Consider the following 14,897-nt stretch of genomic DNA (forward strand, 5'->3'; position numbering starts at 1 on the left):
CTGATCGGCCGGATCAGGAGCGCGGCGCGGTCTCTGCGCCGTCCGTCCCGGCACCCTCTCCGGCGAGATCGGCGCCCTGGGCCAGCCGGGGTCCCAGATCGTTGACGTCGTGGCCGACTTCGGCGACGGTCAGCGTCTCGCCCAGATCCTCCAGGGCGGCATCGTCGGCCTCGGCGCTGTCGGCGACCTGCAGCCGGCTGATCGCCTCGACCTTCGGCAGCACCTGCCGCTCGATGTTGCCGATCAGCCCGTTGTAGGCCTGCACCGCCTGGCGCAGTCGGTCACCGGTCCTGCCCAGGTGGTCGCTCATCTTCTGCAGCCGCTTGTAGAGGTCGCGGGAGTGGTCGACGATCTCGCGCATGTTCTGCGCCAGCCGCTCATGCCGCCAGGCGGTCTCGACCGCCTTGAGGCTGGCCAGCAGCGAAGCCGGCGAGACCAGCGAGACTCCGCGGGTCAGCGCATGGTCGAGCAGCTCCGGATCGGCCTCCAGGGCCGAGGAGAGCAGCGACTCGGCCGGCACGAAGCAGAAGATCACATCCGGGGAGCGGTCGACGGTGGCCGCATAGTCCTTCGAGGCCAGCACTGCCACATGCTGCTTCAGCGCCTTGGCCTGGCCGGCGGCGTCGGTCAGGCTCAGCGGCGCCTTGGCGTCGATGACCAGCTGCCGCTCGCCCGGCAGGTGCACCACCATGTCCGGGCGCAGCGCGGCGCCGTCGCCGTCGGTGCCGCTGTGCTGCTCGACGAAGTCCACGTGCGGCAGCATGCCGGCGGCCTCGACGATGCGGCGCAGCTGGACCTCGCCCCAGTAGCCGCGGGCGGAGGTGGAGTGCAGGCTGCCCAGCAGCGCCTGGGTGGAGTCGTAGAGGCGCTGGTCGTTCTTCGCCGCCTCGCTCAGCTGGGCCTTCAGCTGCGAATGTTGGGCGGCGCGTTCCTTCTCCAGCGTCTGGACCTGCCGGTGCATCTCGGTGACGCCCTGGCGGACCGGCTGCAGCATCTCCACCAGCGACTCGCGTTCGCGGGCGGCGTCGGCGTCCTCGGCCCGCTGCTGCTCGACCGCCTCCAGCCGGGAGCGCAGCGAGGCCGCCTGCACCTCGGCGGCGTGGAGCTGCTCGCGGAGGCGTTCGCCGGTCGATCGGGCCTCGTCGCGCTCGGCGCGAGCCTCGTCCCGCTCGCCGCGCAGCATCTCGACCTCCTGGGAGGAGTCGGCGTCGGGCCTGCCGAGCAGGCGGGCGCCGACGGCGCCGGCGAGCAGGCCGATCACGAGTCCCAGCAGCAGCATCGTCCACATCATGCCCCCAGCATCCCACCTGCCGCCGACACGTCCGGCGACCGTGGCGGCGACGTGCACCGCCGGCCGCGGCGTGGAATCCTGGGACGCCGAGCGCAGATGTGAGGACACTGGAGGAGGACACCGATGACCAGCAGTCGTGCGGCCGCCGAGGCGCCGTCGGAGCATCCGTCGACGGGCACGGCGACGACGCCTGTCAGCCGTGAGGGCCTGGGTGCTCTGGTGGTCGCGCTGGCGGTGCTCTGGCAGGGGATCGGCACCGGCGTGGTCGGTCACGTCGTCGCCCCGGAGCACTCGGTGCTCACCACGGCGACGGCCTTCCTGGTCGCCGCCGTCGTCGGCGTCGCAGGCTGGCAGCTCGACGGCCTCCGCCGTGGCAGCCGACCGCGGGCGGCTCCGCTGCTGGCCCGCATCGGTCTCCGCGACCTGCTGCTGGTCAACGGGGTCACCGCCGGGGCCTTCGGGCTGTTCTACATCGCCGCGACGCTCATCGCGCCGACGGCGGCCAGCGTGCTGGAGGTCGGCATCGGCCCGGTCGTGGTGCTGCTGGTCACCTGGCGGGCCTTCCGGCACCGGGCCGCGGCCTGGGCGCATCCGCTGCTGGTGCTCGCCCTCTCCGGAACCACGGCGACGATGATCCTGGTCGAGGCCTCGCGCGCCGGCGGCGACGCCGGTCGGCTGCTGCTGGGCACGCTGCTCTGCCTGGCAGCCGGGATCTGTGCGGTCGGGGTGCTGCTGGTCTCGAAGGCGATGGCCTCCCGCGGCATCCTCGCCTGGGAGATCAGTGCAGTGCGCTTCCACCTGGTCTGGGTGCTGGGCCTGGCGCTGACGGTGCCCGGCGCCGTCGAGACCGGCCTCGCCGCCGGAGAGCTCGCCGGCATCGTGCTGGTCGGCGCGGCGGCGATCGCCGGGCCGATCCTGTTGCTGCAGTGGGGCGTGACGCTGGCGAAGACGCTGCACGCCGCGCTGCTGCTGGCCTGCCTGCCGGCCGTCGTGCTGGCCGCCGACCTGGTCCTCGGCGCGTCCTTCCCGCTGCTCGTCGTCGCCGGCGTCGTCGGCATCGTGCTGGTCTCGGTCTTCTCCACGGTGCGCGACCGCCGGGAGGCCGCCGGGTGAGGGCATAGAATCGAATCCGGTCCGCAGACCGTCGACGACCACCTCGCCCCGATCGTCCCGCCACAACCTTCCAGGAGCATCCCCATGATCCGAGTCCTGCTCGTCCGCCACGGAGAGACCCCGTGGAACAAGGACCACCGTCTGCAGGGCCGGTCCGACATCTCGCTGGCCGACTCCGGTCGTGAGCAGGCGACGGTGACCGGCGGCTTCGTCCGCGCGCAGAACCCGCGTCAGGGCCATGCCTCGGCGCTGGTGCGCACGCAGCAGACCTATGCGGCGTTCGGGCTGGATCACCCGCCGCGCATCTGGGACACGCTCGTCGAGCAGGGGCTCGGCGAGTGGGAGGGCGCCTACGCCGCCTCGGTCAGGGATGCCGAGCCCGAGCAGTTCGCCGGCTGGCGCGCCGGAGCCTACACGCCCGCCGGCGGCGAGACGCAGCAGGACCTCAGCGACCGGATGCTCGCAGCCTTCTGCGAGATCGTCCGGGCGACGGCGGAGGCCGAGCCCACGCCGTCGCCGGACCTGAGCTTCGACGTGCGCACCACAGTGGCCGTCAGTCACGGAGCCGCACTGCGCGTGCTGCTCGAGCGCCTGCAGCTCATCGATCGGTCGCAGTCGATCCCGCTGACGCCGGCGGCGGTGACCGTCGTCGACGTGCCGCTGACCACCGGCCCGGTGTCCAGCTCGCTGCCGCACGGCGGTCTCGACGACGACGCCGCCCGCCAGGCTCAGCAGATCACGGGGCTGACCGACGACGAGATCATCGGCCAGTCCCGGCTGCGGGTGCTGAACCTCTCCCCGGAGCTGCTGAACCCGGCGGTCGACTCCGTCTCGGTCTGAGTCCGGTCTGAGCTGCGAGGCTCAGCCGGACACCCGGTCGTCGTCCAGGGCGGGGACGACCATGACCGGGCTGTGCGCGTGATGGAGCACCCCGCGCGAGGTCGACCCCAGCAGCGTGCCAGCGACGGCGCCGCGCCCGCGGGTGCCGACGACGGTCAGCTGCGCCTCGCGGGAGTGATCGGTCAGCAGCGGGATCGAGCTGCCGATCTCGACGGAGGACCGGATCGTCACCTCCGGGACGTGGTGTGCGAGCCAGGAGGCCTCGGCCTCCAGCGAGGTCTCCAGCTCCTTGCGCTGTGCGGCGAGGGCCTGTTCCTCGACGAGATTCGGGTACCACTGGGCCAGCCCGTCGCGGGATGGGGCGGCCATCACCAGCTGCAGCTCGGCACCACGCTCAGCGGCGGCGTGGGCGGCCTGCAGGGCGGCGACCCGGCTCTCCGAGGAGCCGTCGACGCCCACCACCACCGGTCCGGCAGCGTCGGCAGCATGCGCGGCCGCCGCCTCGTCCGAGGGGACGATGACCGTCGGAGCCTTCGCATGGGACGGCAGCGCTGAGGCGACCGATCCGAGCACGAGTTCCAGGAAGCCGCCGCGGCCGCGGGCGCCGACGACGACCAGCTCGGCGGAGCCGGAGAGCTCGGCCAGCACTCCGGTGGAGTCGCCGCGTTCGGCGCGATAGTCGACGCGTCCCGGATGGTCGGCCAGGAGCTTCCGCGCCGCCTCGAGTACCGCGTCGACCTCGCGGCGGCGGACCTCCGCCTCGGGCTCTTCCGGCACGGCGGCCAGCGTCGTGTAGATCGGCGGCGAGGAGTGATAGGCGGTGACGACGGTCAGCGGCGACTCGCGGCGCCGAGCGGTTTCGGCGGCATGGTCGAGCGCGCGTCGGGAGTTCTCGGAGCCGTCGAAGCCGACGACGACGCCGAGCGGCCGCTGAGCCGCGTCGTAGGCGATGGCGGAGCGGGCAGGGGGCGTCTCTCGTGACATGGTGTACCTCCTGTGTCGGAGTCCTGAGCGAGACGACGGCGGAGCGTCGGCGATCCGGCGGACCGCCGTCGTGGGCGAGTCTACTCCTCGATTTCTACACCCAGTAGAACTCTCGGCCGCTCCGGAGACCTGTGGGTCGAGGACCGCCGACAGCGGGGGCGGTCACCGGTGCCCGCCGAAGTCTGCGCGGCGGAAGCCGTGCAGCTCAGTGTTCCGCAGCGCGATCCAGCCGATGCCCAGCAGGGCGAGAGCCCCGCCGCCGACCATCGCGGCCGGGGCGCCCACAGCTCCGGCGACGAGGCCGGCCCGGGCATTGCCGATGTCAGGTCCGGCGGCTCCGATGATGTGCTCGGCGGCCGAGACGCGCCCGCGCCGGTCATCGGGGGTGACGATCTGGACGATGGCCCCGCGCGCTATGACGCTGACCGTATCGGCCGCCCCGGCCAGGGCCAAGGAGCCCAGGATCAGCGGCAGCGTCGTGCTCACGCCGAAGCCGATCAGGGCCAGGCACCAGACAGCCGCCGCCGCAGACTGGATGCGCCCGAGGCGCTGCCGACGGACCACAGCCCCGGAGAACACCCCGGCCAGCAGTCCGCCGACGGCGATCGAACTGGTCATCATGCCCAGCGTCTCCGGCGCCCCGTCCAGACGCAGCGCGTTGATCATCGGGAACAGCGCGACGGGCATGACCAGCAGCGTCGCGAAGAGATCCGTGCCGAAGGCCCCGCGCACGGCACCGGGGCGACTGACCTGCCGGACGCCCTCCCAGACCAGCGCCCAGCGCCTCCCTGACTGAGATCCGGCGGGCGGAACGGCCGGCAGGCGCAGCACGGCCCAGAGCATCAGAGCCAGCGCGGCGGCGCCGGTGCCGAAGCAGGCGGCCAGACCGGAGGCGCCGATGATCACTCCGGCCGCGGCAGGTCCCAGCAGCATCGCCGCCTGGACGCCGAGGTGCATCAGAGCGATGCCGGAGGGCAGCTGGGCAGGTTCCAGCAGACGTGCCGGCAGGCTTCGACTAGAGGCGGCGCCGAACCCACCGAATAAGGCGTCGCAGCCGGTCAGAGCCAGAACCACCAGGACGCCGTCGATCGGGCGGCCGAGGTCGACGACGGACAGCGCCTGCAGGCCGAGGCCGGTCACGGCGGCCAGCTGGCCCGCCGCGGCCCAGCGCAGCACGCGACCTCGATCACGGACGTCGGCGACACCGCCTCCGAGCAGCGAGCCGAGAGTCTTGGTCGTCGCCGAGACGAGCCCGACCGCTCCGGTCCACAGCGGGCTTCCGGTCACCTCCCAGACATGGAAGAGCACGGCGACGAGCACCAGCTGAGAGGACAGCGCGGAGGCGATCCCCGCGGCCCAGAGCCGTCGGAAGGCCGGGGCGTCGCGCAGCGGCGTGAGGTCGACCAGGCCCCCGCGACTCAGATCCATCCCCGTCCCTGCGCGATCCGGGCGGCATCGTGCCGGTTCTGCGCATGCGTCTTGCCGATGATCGCCGAGAGGTGATTGCGGACCGTGCCGGGGGAGAGGTGGATCGTCTCGGCGATCGTCCGCACCGAGGCGCCGTCGGCGGCGGCGCGCAGCACCTCCTGCTCGCGGGCGGTGAACGGGTTCTCCCCGCCGGCCAGCGAAGCCGCGGCCAGCTGCGGGTCGACGACGCGCTCGCCGGCGGCGACTCGGCGCACCGCCGCCGCGAGCTGCTCGGCCGGAGTGTCCTTGACGATGAACCCGGCCGCGCCGGCGTCCATGGCCCGGCGCAGATACCCGGGTCGGCCGAACGTGGTCACGATCAGGCATCGGCAGTCCGGAGCCTCGCGGGCCAGCCGGGCGGCGACGGTGAGGCCGTCGGCACCGGGCATCTCGATGTCGACCAAGGCGACGTCGGGCCGGTGGGACTGCACAGCGGCGAGCACCTCGTCGCCGCGCCCGACGGCGGCGACGACGGTCAGATCCGGCTCCAGCTCGAGCAGCGCGGCGAGCCCGCCGCGGACCAGGTCCTGGTCGTCGGCCAGCAGCAGACGGATCGGGGCGTTCTCCGGGCTGCCGTCCTCCGACGAGCTCATGCCGCGATCACCTCCACTCGTGTGCCGGTGCCCGTCGCCTCGTCGCCCGGGCGGAGCCGCACCGTCGCCCTCTGGGCGGCGGCGCGCTCGCGGAGCCCGCGCAGTCCGGTGCCGCCGACGCCGTCGGCGGATGTGGTGGGGCCGGGCGCCTCGACGTCGGGGTCCGGGCAGCCGACGCCGTCGTCGACGATCTCCACCCGCGCCGGCGTCACCGTGATCCGGCAGCGCTCCGCCTGCGCGTGGCGGACCACATTGGTCACCGCCTCGCGCAGCGCCCAGGCGAAGAGCCTCCGGCGCTCGGCCTCGTGCTCCTGCAGGCCGCCCGGCTCCGGCGGGTCCCCGAGCCGCAGCTCCTCGGCGACGTCGATCTGCGCGGTGATCCCGGCCGCGGCCAGCGTCCGGCGGGCGGTGGCCAGCTCGCCGGCCAGTTCCGGGGTGCGCAGCCGGCTGACCGTGCTGCGCACCTGATCCAGCGCCTCGCGGGAGAGCGCGTCGATGGTGTCCAGCTCGGCACGGGCCCGCTCGGGATCGGTGTCGATGAGCCGACGGGCCAGCTGGGTGCGGATGGACAGCCCGGTCAGCGAGTGGCCGAGCACGTCGTGGACGTCGCGGGCGATGGCGTCACGCTCGGCGGCCGAGCGCAGCCGATCCTCGACCAGGCGCGTGCGCCGCTCGTTGTGCTCCACCAGCCGGGCGAAGACGATGATCAGCACGCCGAATCCCGGGCCGGCCAGCACCCAGATCTCCTCGGCGGCCAGCGCCCAGACGACCCCGGGCACCAGCCAGAGCGCGACGCCGAGCGGCAGTCCGAGGCGCAGCGGCAGGGTGAAGATGAGCAGCGCGGCGAGGAACGGGGTGTAGGCCGTCGACCAGGAGCCGGCGCCCGGGGCGGCGAGGGCGATCAGTCCGATGAGCACGAACAGCCCGACCAGCAGGATCCTGCGCTCGCGGGCGCCGACGAGATGGCTGTCCGGCAGCCGCCAGAACAGCCACAGGTAGGTGACGATGAACAGCAGCGTCGCCGCCACGGTCAGCGCCGTGAGGAGCGGCGGGACCGGTCGCAGGAAGGCCGAGCCGACCGGCAGCCCGAGCACGATCAGCCAGATGCCGGCATAGGCGACGCCGTGGAACGAGCCTGAGCCGTCGTGGGCGCGCTGGCTGTCCGTGCTCATGCCGCCCATGCTACGCATCCCCTTCGCCCGCGCCGCGGCGGACGGTGTCCGCTCACGTCCCGCGCTCACTGCCGACGCGTCCGCCGGCGCTGGGCGAGCAGGCACAGCGCGCCGAAGATCAGCGTCCAGGCCAGGACGTTGGCCAGCACCATCCACAGCGGATCGGTTCCGCCGGGCCCGGCCATGCCGACCAGCATCCCGTCGGTCAGCGGGTACCTCGCCAGCGCGACCAGCCCGTACATCGGCGTGAGCCGGCCGATGTCGAGCAGGACGCCGTCCAGCGGCATGAAGCCGTTGCCGAGGAAGCTGAAGATCACCAGGATGCCGCTGGCGGTGCCGACGGCGGCGTCGGAGCGGAAGGTCAGTCCGATCGCCAGCCCGTAGAGGGCGAAGGGGGCGGCGCCGAGTATGGTCAGCGCCGCGGCGGCCAGCCAGGTGCCCAGCGGCATGTCGGCGATGGTGAGCACGCCGGCGAGGTTGAGCACGATCACCGGCAGCGCGGCCATCGCCAACGAGATCACCGTCTTCGCCCCGACGAAGGCTCCGGGCGGCATCGCGGTCAGCGAGAGCTGCCGGCCCCAGCCCTGCTGCAGCTCGACGGCGGCGGCGCCGGCCAGCGAGGCCGTCGCCATCGCCGCGCCGTAGCAGGCGATGCCGATCATGATCCAGGCGCTGACATTGCCGTCCTGCACCGGGCCGTCGGACCAGTCCATCGAGGCGCCGAAGAAGAGGAACAGCGCCGTGGGCAGCACGATGACGAAGAAGGAGTTGCCCGCATTGCGCAGATTCCGCCAGAAGTCCATGGCGATGTAGGTGGTGAGGTTCATCGGAGCAGCTCCTCAGGGTCCTGGGCCGTCTCGTCCGTCCCGACGGGGCCGTCGCCGTCGCCCGTGAGCATCTGGAAGGCCTCCTCGAGGCTCGCCGGACGCACGGTGAGGTCGTGGGCGGCGGTGCGGGTGAGCAGATGGACCGCCGCGGCGTCGGGGGTGTCGGTGCGCAGCGCCAGCCGGCTGCCGCGCTGCTCGACCGCGCGGACGTCGGGCACCGTCTCATGCAGGACGGCGAGCTCGGCCTCGGTCGGCGACCAGGTCACCTGCAGATGCGTCGCCCCGGCGCGGGAGCGGACCTCGTCGGTGGCGCCGTCGGCGAGCATCCGGCCGTGGTCGAGCAGCACCGTCCGGCGGGCGAACTGCTCGGCCTCCTCCAGATAGTGGGTGGCGAAGAGGACCGTGGCTCCGGCGTCGGCCTGGGCGCGCATCCGGTCCCAGAACTCGTGGCGGGCGGAGACGTCCATGCCGGCGGTGGGCTCGTCGAGGATCAGCACCTCCGGCCGCGGGAGCAGCGCCAGCGCGAAGCGCAGCCGCTGCTGCTGGCCGCCGGAACACTTGCCGACGCGCCGGGAGGCGAAGGGCCGGACGCCGGCGGTGTCGATGACCTCGTCGACGTCGGCGGGATTCCGATGCAGCGCGGCGATCATCCGCACCGTCTCGGCGGCGGTGAGATCCGGCAGCAGACCGCCGGTCTGCAGCAGCGCCGAGATCCGCCCGTCGCGCACTGCGGCCGTGGGAGAGGTCCCCAGCACTTCCAGGCTGCCCTGGTCGGGTGCGGTCAGGCCCAGCAGCACGTCGATCAGCGTGGTCTTGCCCGCGCCGTTGGGCCCCAGCAGAGCGGTGACCTCGCCGCGGGAGACATCGAGGTCCACGCCGTCGACGGCGTGCACGCGACCGCCGGCCCCGTCCGGGTAGGTCACGCGGACGTCGCGGGTGGTGATGACTGATGTGCGGCTCATGCCCTCAGTCTGCTCGGGCCGCGGCATGGCGCCCAGGGCCGGACGTCATCGATCCGCCATGACAGATGTCAGGAATCCGCCGGGGCCGGCCAGGCGGTGATGCAGACGCTGCCCGCCGAGTACGAGGAGACCGGCGAGGTCCCGGACGCAGGGGTGAATTCGACTCGCCCGGACGAATGAGGGGCGCCGACGGGACAGTGCCCGTCGACGCCCCTCAGATCGATCAGCTGTGCGCGGCGAGCCTCAGCGTGAGGCCTTGATCAGGTCCGCGCAGCGCTCGCCGATCATCATCGTGGTGATGTTCGGATTCACCGTCGTCAGCTCCGGCATCACCGAGGCATCAGCCACACGCAGCCCGGTCACCCCCTTGACCCGCAGCTCGGGATCCAGCGGGGACATGTCGTCCTCGACCGCGCCCATTCGCACTGTGCCGGCCGGGTGGTAGACGGTGTTGTGGGTCCGGGAGACGTAGTCGGCGATCTGCTCGTCGGTGACCACGTCCCTGCCCGGATAGAGCTCCTCGCCGGCCCACTCGGCCATCGCCGGCTGCGAGACGATCTCACGAGCCAGCTTGATGCCCTCGACCGCGACCCGCATGTCGTGGCCCTCGGCGTCGGTGAAGTACTTCGGGTCCACATGCGGCTTGTCCCGGTAGTCCCGCGACTGCAGCCGCACCGTCCCGCGCGACTTCGCGTGGGTGATGTTCGGGGTCAGGCAGAAGGTGTTCTCACTGGTGGGGTAGCCCTGACGCAGCGTGTGCATGTCGAAGGGCACCGCACCGTAGTGCATCATCAGGTCCGGACGGCCCGGCTTGTCGGAGGCGCCGGTGCCCTCCTTGGTGTCGGCGAAGATGCCGATCTCCCACCACTGGTAGCCCTCCTCGATCATCGGCTTCTTCGCGTCCCAGCCGATGACCGCCTCCGGGTGGTCCTGCAGGTGCTCGCCGACGCCGCGGGAGTCCACGCGGGAGGCGATGCCGTGCTCGGCCAGGTGCTCGGCCGGCCCGATCCCGGAGAGCATCAGCAGCTTCGGCGAGTCGATGGCACCGGCCGAGAGGACGATCTCCCGGGTCGCGGTGATCGTGTGGGCCTTGCCGAAGGCTCCGCCGACCGCCGAGAGCCCGACGGCGCGGTCGCCGTCGAAGAGGATCTCCTTCACCCAGGTGTCGGTGAGGATGGTCAGGTTCTCCCGGTCCAGGATCGGGTGCAGGTAGGAGACCGACGACGACGAACGCGTGCCGTCCTCTTTGCGGTTGACCTGGAAGAAGTTGGCGCCCTTGACCACGGTCTCGCCGGTGTTGAACTGCACCCGCGGGATGCCGGCCTCCTCGCAGGCGTCCAGCAGCGAGACGCCGCAGGGGTCGTGCGGCGGGATGGTCATCAGGTTCACCGGGCCGGTACGGCCATGGTGGTCGCCGGCGGCGTCGTTGGTCTCCAGACGCTGGTAGAGCGGGTAGGTGGCCTCGGCGTTCCAGCCCGCCGCGCCCATGGACTCCCACTCGTCCAGGTCCTCCTTGGGCGCCCAGAAGGCGATGCAGGAGTTGTGCGACGAGCAGCCGCCGAGGACCTTGGCACGGGCGTGGCGCATGAAGGAGTTGCCGTTCTGCTGCGGCTCGATGGGGTAGTCCCAGTCGTAGCCGGACTCGAGCAGCTCCATCCAGCGGTTCAGCCGCAGCACGACGTCCTTGTCGGCGTCGGTCGGGCCGGCCTCCAGCAGCGCGACGCTGACATCGGAGTCCTCGCTCAGCCGCGCGGCCACCGCCGCGCCGGCGGAGCCGCCGCCGACGACGACGTAGTCGAAGGTGGTGTTCTCAGTCATTCTCTCTCCTGTCCTCACTTCTCCGGCATCGAGAACCAGCCGCTGACCGCCGGTTCGGTGTTCTGATAGATGTGCTTGGTCTCGCGGTACTCCTCCAGGCCGCCCAGGCCGAGCTCGCGGCCGATGCCGGACTGCTTGAAGCCGCCCCACTCCGCCTGCGGCAGGTAGGGGTGGTAGTCGTTGATCCAGATGGTGCCGTGGCGCAGCTTCGACGACACCCGGTGGGCGGTGCCGGCGTCGGAGGTCCACACCGCTCCGGCCAGCCCGTAGTGGGTGTCGTTGGCAGTGGCGACGGCCTCCTGTTCGGTGGAGAAGGTCTCCACGGTGATCACCGGGCCGAAGGCCTCCTCGACGACGACGCTCATCCCGCGGGTGACCTGGTCGAGGACGGTCGGGGCGTAGAAGCAGCCCTCCTTCAGCTCCTCGCCGCCCCAGTGGCCGCCGGTGCGCAGCCGCGCACCCTCGGCGACGCCCTGCTCGACGTAGCGGGTGACTTTGTCCCGGTGCTCGGCCGAGATCAGCGGGCCGGTCTCGGCGGTCTCGTCGAACGGGCCGCCCATGCGGATGTTCTCGGCGCGGCGGACCAGCTCGTCGACGAACTTCTCCGCGATGGTGTCCTGGACGATCAGCCGGCTGCCCGCCGAGCAGACCAGGCCGGAGTCCAGGAAGCCGGCGTTGAGGGCGTTGTCGACCGCGGCGTCGAAGTCGGCGTCGGCGAAGACCACGTTGGGGTTCTTGCCGCCGAGCTCCAGGGCGATCTTCTTGACCGTCTCGGAGGCGGCCGCGGCGATCTTCCGTCCGGTGACCAGACCGCCGGTGAAGGAGATCAGGTCGACGTCCGGATGCGAGGACAGCGGCGCACCGGCGGTAGCGCCGGCGCCGAGGACCAGGTTGGCCACCCCGGCCGGCAGACCCAGGGTGTCGAGGACGTCCATGATCAGGATCGCAGTGTGCGGTGTCAGCTCGGCCGGCTTGAGCACCAGCGAGTTGCCGGCCGCCAGCGCCGGGGCGATCTTCCAGGCGGCCTGCAGCAGAGGGAAGTTCCACGGGGTGATCATCCCGCAGACGCCCACCGGCTCGTGGACGACCTTGGAGACGACCGTCGGGTCGCCGGCGTCGACGATGCGGCCGGCGTCAGCGTCGGCGAGCTTCCCGAAGTGGCGGAAGCAGCCGATGATGTCGTCCATGTCGATCTGGGCCTCGACGAAGCGCTTGCCGGTGTCGAGGGCCTCGGCGCGGGCGAACTCGTCCTTGCGCTCGGTGATGGCGTCGGCGACCTTCATCACCAGCGCGCCGCGCTCGGCGGCCGGGGTATCGACCCAGACTCGGGACTCGAAGGCGTTCTTGGCCGCGGCGATGGCCTTGAGGGTGTCGGCCTCGCCGGCCTCGGCGACGAGGCCGACCTCGGAGCCGTCGGCGGGGCAGGTGATGGTGCGGGTCGCGCCGGACTCGGCCGGTACCCACCGGCCGTCGATGTACAGGGTCTCTGCGGTCATGGGGCTCTCCTCGTGATCGGTGATGTCGGGGTGGTCACTCGGACGGACGGCTGCGGTCATGGTCCCAGTCGTCGGGGACGGCCTCGGTGTTCAGCGCCACGAGCTGGCCGCCGTCCTGGTCGCTCATGTGCAGCACCGCGAGGTGGCGCTCATAGGAGTCCAGCACATCGGCGATGACCTGCTCCTTGTTGCAGCCGAAGATGTCGCGGCCGGAGGATCCGGTCGTGGAGAAGATCTCCACGCGGAAGAAGTTCTCCTCGGCCGAGCGGAACCGCATCGCGAAATGCGGCACGGCGTACTCCACCGGGTAGGCCTGGTACTTGAAGAGCGGGTGGCCGTCGAACTCCACGTGGAGGTCGATCTGCGGCAGGTCCGTGTCCGGGACGGTGCCCCGGGCGCAGTAGACCTGCACGCCCTGCTCCTCGAGTTCGGCGGCGACCTCCTCGATGGCCGGGGCGGCGGTGGACTCCATGAACTCCGTGACCTCGTCGGCCGTGGGGTAGTGCATGTCGCGGGCCAGGCGCCGGCGCCAGCGGCCGCCGGCCGAGCTGCCGTCCATGATCCGCTCGGAGAGGGCCGTCGGCAGGGCCGCGCGCATCGAGTCGGCCGAGTACTTCTCCTGGCGCAGGGTCCGCCAGACGCTGGCCATGAGCATGTACAGCACGATGGACAGCGGCACGCCGATGATCACCGCGGCCATCTGCAGCGAGTAGACGCCGTCGAGGATGAGCATCACCAGCGTCAGCGCGCCGATGATCACGCTCCAGACGATGCGCAGCCACGGGGGCCCGTCGGAGTCGGCGGTCTTGGTGTTCGAGGTGAAGTTGGCCAGCACCAGCGCGCCGGAGTCGGCCGAGGTGACGTAGAACAGCAGCCCGACGACGACCGAGACGCCGATGACGAAGGTGGCCCCGGGGAACTGGTTGATCAGCTCGTAGAAGCCGGCGCCCTCGGCGTCCTCGGCGGCGGCGGCGAAGTCGGCGTCGCCGCCCATGATCCGGAAGACGGTGGCGTTGCCGAAGATCGAGATCCACAGCGCGTTGAAGGCGAACGGCACCAGCAGCACGCCGATGATGAACTGGCGCAGCGTGCGGCCGCGGGAGATGCGGGCCAGGAACAGGCCGACGAACAGCGCCCAGGCCATCCACCAGGTCCAGAAGAAGATGGTCCACCACTCGAGCCAGCCCTCCTGGGCCCAGGCATCGGTGGTGTTGTAGGCGAAGGTGTCCATCAGCATGCTCGGGGCCTGCACGAAGGAGTCGCCGATGTTCTTCACCAGGGCGTTGAGCAGCCGCGCGGTCTCGCCGGAGATCAGGACGTAGAACATCATGATGATGGCCACGACCACGTTCAGCTCGGCCAGCCGGCGGATGCCCTTGTCGACGCCGGACACGGTGGAGAAGGTGACGACGACGGCGGCCAACACGATCAGCGCGGCCTGCACGCCGGTGGTGGCCTCGATCCCGAACAGGTGGTTCAGGCCGTAGGAGAGGAAGACGACGCCGATGCCGAGGCTGGTCGCGATGCCGAAGATGGTCCCCAGCACTGCGGCGACCTGCACGCTGGTTCCGGCTGCTCCTTCGGCGCGCTTGCCGATGATCGGGTAGAGCGCCGAGCGGATGCTCAGCGGCAGGTGGTGGCGGTAGGCGAAGAGGCCGAAGGCCATGCCGGTCAGCGCGTACATCGCCCATCCCGGGAAGCCGTAGTGGAACATCGTCCAGATGGCCGCGTCGCCGGCGGCCTCCATGGACTCGGGGCTCGTGCCGGGGCCGACGCGGTAGTTGGCGGCCGGCCCGATGACCGAGAAATACATCAGGTCGACGCCGATGCCGGCGGCGAAGAGCATCGAGGCCCAGGTGAAAAGGTTGAACTTCGGTTTCGCGTGGTCCGGGCCGAGCTTGGTGTTGCCGACCCTGGAGAACGCGACGATCAGCACGAAGATCAGGATGATCGCGGCGGTCAGGATGAAGTACCAGCCCAGGTTGCCGCTGAGCCAGGTGAAGGCGCTCTCGAGGGTGTTGTAGGCCGTGGTCGGCGCGAGGGCGGCCCACAGGGTGAAGGCGACGATGATGGCCGCGGAGATGATGAACACCGGCCAGTTGACACTGGCTGACTTGGGACTCTCGCGACGTCGACCGCCGCCTCCGGTCTGCGCAGCCGGCGGCTGCGGATGATCCGTGGCGGATGGCATGTGAAATTGTCCTTCCTCCGGTGCGATGACCTCATCAGTGCGTGTAGTACTCAGGAGTTCCGTGATCGATGTCTCACCCCGCCCATACTGCAGGGTGAACCTGCTGGATCCTAGCCAATTCGGCCGAGCGGCCGATGCGGAGT

The 14,897-nt window shown here is 71.3% G+C and carries 12 protein-coding genes; 2 read left to right on the forward strand and 10 right to left on the reverse strand.

From position 1 onward, the window contains the following. Positions 1–13 precede the first annotated feature (13 nt). Positions 14–1,291 carry a DNA recombination protein RmuC gene (locus GCL72_RS02850; protein ID WP_170289539.1) on the reverse strand — a complete coding sequence of 426 codons (1,278 nt, stop codon included), beginning with the start codon at positions 1,289–1,291 and terminating at the stop codon, positions 14–16. A 123-nt stretch (positions 1,292–1,414) separates the two neighbouring features. Between GCL72_RS02850 and GCL72_RS02855 the strand changes: the two genes are divergently transcribed. Together GCL72_RS02855 and GCL72_RS02860 are read left to right on the forward strand one after the other, a co-directional pair. After that, positions 1,415–2,404, forward strand: a complete 990-nt coding sequence (locus tag GCL72_RS02855) for a hypothetical protein (RefSeq protein ID WP_153143204.1) — start codon at positions 1,415–1,417, stop codon at positions 2,402–2,404. 84 nt (positions 2,405–2,488) lie between these two features. Then, a complete protein-coding gene (locus GCL72_RS02860) occupies positions 2,489–3,244 on the forward strand; it encodes a histidine phosphatase family protein (RefSeq protein WP_153143205.1) in 756 nt (251 codons plus the stop codon). Positions 3,245–3,265: 21 nt separating this feature from the next. Here GCL72_RS02860 and GCL72_RS02865 read toward each other — a convergent pair whose 3' ends face one another. The 9 genes from GCL72_RS02865 to betT form a co-directional block, all read right to left on the reverse strand. Next, a complete protein-coding gene (locus GCL72_RS02865) occupies positions 3,266–4,228 on the reverse strand; it encodes a universal stress protein (protein WP_153143206.1) in 963 nt (320 codons plus the stop codon). A 162-nt stretch (positions 4,229–4,390) separates the two neighbouring features. Continuing rightward, a complete protein-coding gene (locus GCL72_RS02870) occupies positions 4,391–5,656 on the reverse strand; it encodes an MFS transporter (protein WP_153143207.1) in 1,266 nt (421 codons plus the stop codon). Continuing rightward, positions 5,647–6,288, reverse strand: a complete 642-nt coding sequence (locus GCL72_RS02875; RefSeq protein WP_153143208.1) for a response regulator transcription factor — start codon at positions 6,286–6,288, stop codon at positions 5,647–5,649. Before GCL72_RS02875 ends, GCL72_RS02870 begins: the two co-directional genes overlap by 10 nt. Continuing rightward, positions 6,285–7,460 carry a sensor histidine kinase gene (locus GCL72_RS02880; protein ID WP_170289540.1) on the reverse strand — a complete coding sequence of 392 codons (1,176 nt, stop codon included), beginning with the start codon at positions 7,458–7,460 and terminating at the stop codon, positions 6,285–6,287. Before GCL72_RS02880 ends, GCL72_RS02875 begins: the two co-directional genes overlap by 4 nt. A gap of 65 nt (positions 7,461–7,525) precedes the next feature. Further along, entirely contained in the window at positions 7,526–8,287 is a 762-nt protein-coding gene (locus GCL72_RS02885; RefSeq protein WP_153143210.1) for an ABC transporter permease, read from the reverse strand. After that, entirely contained in the window at positions 8,284–9,249 is a 966-nt protein-coding gene (locus GCL72_RS02890; RefSeq protein ID WP_153143211.1) for an ABC transporter ATP-binding protein, read from the reverse strand. The genes GCL72_RS02885 and GCL72_RS02890 overlap by 4 nt, the downstream gene beginning before the upstream one ends. Before the next feature lie 243 nt (positions 9,250–9,492). Beyond that, positions 9,493–11,067, reverse strand: a complete 1,575-nt coding sequence (locus GCL72_RS02895) for a GMC family oxidoreductase (protein WP_153143212.1) — start codon at positions 11,065–11,067, stop codon at positions 9,493–9,495. 14 nt (positions 11,068–11,081) lie between these two features. Beyond that, a complete protein-coding gene (locus GCL72_RS02900) occupies positions 11,082–12,563 on the reverse strand; it encodes an aldehyde dehydrogenase family protein (RefSeq protein ID WP_153143213.1) in 1,482 nt (493 codons plus the stop codon). A gap of 34 nt (positions 12,564–12,597) precedes the next feature. After that, complete coding sequence (betT, locus tag GCL72_RS02905; RefSeq protein ID WP_153143214.1) at positions 12,598–14,754, reverse strand: choline BCCT transporter BetT; 2,157 nt, start codon at positions 14,752–14,754, stop codon at positions 12,598–12,600. Between the last annotated feature and the right edge of the window lie 143 nt (positions 14,755–14,897).

It is taken from the genome of Nesterenkonia halophila (genome assembly GCF_009467795.1).
In the GTDB taxonomy this organism is placed as follows: domain Bacteria; phylum Actinomycetota; class Actinomycetes; order Actinomycetales; family Micrococcaceae; genus Nesterenkonia; species Nesterenkonia halobia.

Coding starts and splice junctions, on each gene's coding strand:
- GCL72_RS02850 (WP_170289539.1), bottom strand. CDS start 1,291: ATGATGTGGACGATGCTGCTGCTGGGACTCGTGATCGGCCTGCTCGCC.
- GCL72_RS02855 (WP_153143204.1), top strand. CDS start 1,415: ATGACCAGCAGTCGTGCGGCCGCCGAGGCGCCGTCGGAGCATCCGTCG.
- GCL72_RS02860 (WP_153143205.1), top strand. CDS start 2,489: ATGATCCGAGTCCTGCTCGTCCGCCACGGAGAGACCCCGTGGAACAAG.
- GCL72_RS02865 (WP_153143206.1), bottom strand. CDS start 4,228: ATGTCACGAGAGACGCCCCCTGCCCGCTCCGCCATCGCCTACGACGCG.
- GCL72_RS02870 (WP_153143207.1), bottom strand. CDS start 5,656: ATGGATCTGAGTCGCGGGGGCCTGGTCGACCTCACGCCGCTGCGCGAC.
- GCL72_RS02875 (WP_153143208.1), bottom strand. CDS start 6,288: ATGAGCTCGTCGGAGGACGGCAGCCCGGAGAACGCCCCGATCCGTCTG.
- GCL72_RS02880 (WP_170289540.1), bottom strand. CDS start 7,460: ATGAGCACGGACAGCCAGCGCGCCCACGACGGCTCAGGCTCGTTCCAC.
- GCL72_RS02885 (WP_153143210.1), bottom strand. CDS start 8,287: ATGAACCTCACCACCTACATCGCCATGGACTTCTGGCGGAATCTGCGC.
- GCL72_RS02890 (WP_153143211.1), bottom strand. CDS start 9,249: ATGAGCCGCACATCAGTCATCACCACCCGCGACGTCCGCGTGACCTAC.
- GCL72_RS02895 (WP_153143212.1), bottom strand. CDS start 11,067: ATGACTGAGAACACCACCTTCGACTACGTCGTCGTCGGCGGCGGCTCC.
- GCL72_RS02900 (WP_153143213.1), bottom strand. CDS start 12,563: ATGACCGCAGAGACCCTGTACATCGACGGCCGGTGGGTACCGGCCGAG.
- betT (WP_153143214.1), bottom strand. CDS start 14,754: ATGCCATCCGCCACGGATCATCCGCAGCCGCCGGCTGCGCAGACCGGA.